Source organism: Candidatus Magnetominusculus xianensis (assembly GCA_001541255.1).
GTDB lineage: Bacteria > Nitrospirota > Thermodesulfovibrionia > Thermodesulfovibrionales > Magnetobacteriaceae > Magnetominusculus > Magnetominusculus xianensis.
Genome location: LNQR01000093.1, coordinates 1 through 2,920, shown reverse-complemented (window position 1 = coordinate 2,920; position 2,920 = coordinate 1). Strand labels below are relative to the sequence as shown.

At 47.3% G+C, this 2,920-nt stretch carries 2 protein-coding genes and 1 pseudogene; all 3 read left to right on the top strand.

Annotation, left to right across the window (positions count from 1 at the left end; genetic code table 11):
- Nucleotides 1–233 (top strand): annotated as a pseudogene (locus tag ASN18_RS12905) (hypothetical protein); the annotation flags it as partial.
- Nucleotides 234–461: 228 nt separating this feature from the next.
- Nucleotides 462–746, top strand: a complete 285-nt coding sequence (locus ASN18_RS12900) for a PilZ domain-containing protein (protein WP_085053198.1) — start codon at nucleotides 462–464, stop codon at nucleotides 744–746.
- Nucleotides 747–875: 129 nt separating this feature from the next.
- Nucleotides 876–2,920, top strand: a 2,045-nt coding sequence (locus ASN18_RS12895) for an RCC1 domain-containing protein (protein WP_085053197.1), incomplete at its 3' end; no start/stop codon positions are given.

Sequence of the window (2,920 nt, the reverse complement as noted above, 5' to 3'; positions counted from 1 at the left end):
AAGAGAAAACACGAATTGTTTACTGCAAGGACATCAATCGTAGAGAGTTGTATCCAACGATTGGATTTACGTTCTTGGGATATACGTTTCATCCGCGCAAGGCAATGGACAAGTATGGACGGATATACGTAAACTTCTCCCCTGCGGTTAGTCGTGAAGCACTTCCTATGATGAGACAGACCGGCGTATTCAGCTTAAATGCGATTCGGATACCTATCCCCAGCCGCTTATGAAAAACAGCTCTAAGAACTGTGGCATGAAGAATTTGGTGTCCACTATTGACATCACAGCTCAGTCAATACTATGACACTACTTGCCGCGCTCTTTGCGAAAATATTTCCCCTTTCCTTTGGACACCCCTTATACGACGCCTTCTTTCTTATTCATTGAGAATTGCTGAAACAGAAAAATCCCACTTTTGAGGGATTGACGACCAATTTTGGTAAATGTTTTCATAGACCATGAAGTCGAACAAAGATGAAAGGACACACGAAAGAAAGCCATTGAACAGTTCTATTGAGTTTAGGACAGTGGAGGATGCGTCTTTATCCCAAAAGACAGCAACAAGTTTTAACATAGGCAATGGAGGTATAGGCCTAGTTCTGGATCAACTTCTCGTTAAAGGTAAAGTATTACAGTTGTTTATCCCTGTCGGCGAGGGTGTAACTGCCCCAGTCTATGCAGAGATAATGTGGTCAGACCGCTGTGAGGGCGGATGTGAGGCAGGGCTGAGATTTATCATGTAGTAGCAGCAAGGCGCTTATTATCCAGAGGTATTCGTAGGAAGTATTTTATATCACTATCAGTCGCAATTATAAACGGAGGGACGTCAAATGTTAAACATGGGAACAGTTCGTATGATGAGGTGACAGCGCATGTCAGGTATCGTTCAGTCGCGCCAGCAGGTAAATATGTACATCCTATCATTGGTTGGCATAGTCTTTTTATTATTGTTACAGACCAATGTCTTTGCCGGTACAAGTGCCTATGTGCCAAATGGAAACAAAGGGAGCGTTTCAGCAAAAAACACATCATCGAATGCTGTCACCGCTAAACGCACCGCAACTGCGGGGTCTTCACAAAATCCCTTCCTATCTATAGTCGCTGGCGAGCTTCATTCGATGGCGCTGAAGAACGATGGGACTGTCTGGGCGTGGGGCAGTAATCTTCATGGTCAGTTAGGAAATGATCAGTTCGGAGTTGCTCAGAACACCTCAACAGCAGACAGTACAATTCCTGTACAGGTAAGTGGCTTAACCGGAGTTACAGCAATAGCTGCTGGCACGGTTCATTCTCTGGCACTGAAGAGTGACGGGACTGTCTGGGCATGGGGCTATAATCATTGGGGGCAGTTAGGAAACGGCACGTATGGCGTGGGGACGAACACTGATACGCCAGTGCAGGTAAGTGGCCTAACAGGTGTTATAGCTATTGCCGGTGGAACATACCACTCTCTTGCATTGAGAGGTGATGGAACTGTCTGGGCGTGGGGGTTGAACGGTAGTGGTGAGTTGGGAAATGGCACGATTGGCGAGTATGAGTCCAGAAAAGTGCCAGAGCAGGTAAGCGGCTTATCAGGTGTTATAGCCATTGCCGGTGGACAGGGGATTTCGATGGCGCTGAAGAGCGATGGAACTGTCTGGGCATGGGGGGAGAATAGTTATGGTCAGTTAGGAAACGGCACGAATACGAACTATGAAACTACGCCAGTGCAGGTAAGCGGCTTATCAGGTGTTATAGCCATAAATAGTGCTTTTGGAGAAACCTTTCTAGCATTGAAGAGCGACGGGACAGTCTGGGTGTGGGGGTGGAATGGTGGTCGGTATGGAGACGGCACGACTATAACCAGGAATACCCCTGTACAGGTGCATGGCGCTAATAATGTTGGATATTTAACCGGAGTTATAGCTATTTCTACTGGATATACCTCAAGTTCAATGGTGCTGAAGAGCGATGGAACTGTCTGGACATGGGGGATGAATAATTATGGTCAGTTGGGAGATGGCACGACTATGAACAGGAATACCCCTGTACAGGTGCATGGCGCTAATAATGTTGGATACTTAACCGGAGTTATAGCCATTTCTACTGGACGTGAGCAGTCAATGGTGCTGAAAAACGATGGAACTGTCTGGACGTGGGGGTGGAATTATTCTGGTAAGTTGGGAGACGGCACGACTATAGACAGGCATACACCTGTGCAGGTATTATTCCCTGCTACAGTTACAGTAACACCATCAGCAGGTACTGGCGGGACAATAAGCCCGTCAACGCCTCAGAGTGTTGTCTCCGGTGGAACTAAGCAATTTACGGTTACGCCAAACACAGGATATACAGCCTCAGTAACAGGCTGCGGCGGTACTTTAAGCGGTAACACTTACACGACCGGCGCGGTTGCCGCTGATTGTAGTGTAACTGCGACATTTACTCCAATCACATACACAGTAACGCCATCGGCGGGAGCGAACGGCTCAATAAGCCCGTCAACGCCTCAGACTGTTGTCTCTGGTGGGACTAAGCAATTTACGATAACGCCAAACACGGGATACACAGCCTCAGTAGGCGGAACATGCAGCGGCAGTTTGGTTGGCAATACATATACAACGATGTCGATTACCAATAACTGTACTGTAGTAGTAACATTTTCGCAAACCACATATACAGTAACACCATCGGCAGGTACTGGCGGTACAATAAGCTGTACGCCGACAAGCGTATCAAGCGGCGGGTCATCGACATGTACCATAACACCGAACTCAGGCTACGGCCTTGCAAGCCTTACAGACAACAACGAAGACGTGCTGTCTCAGGTGGCAGGTAACAACTATATAATAAGCAATGTTACAGGAAACCATAGCATTGCTGCCATATTCTCTGTCAACATCTATACTGTAACGGGGGCAAGCAACGGTAACGGTAC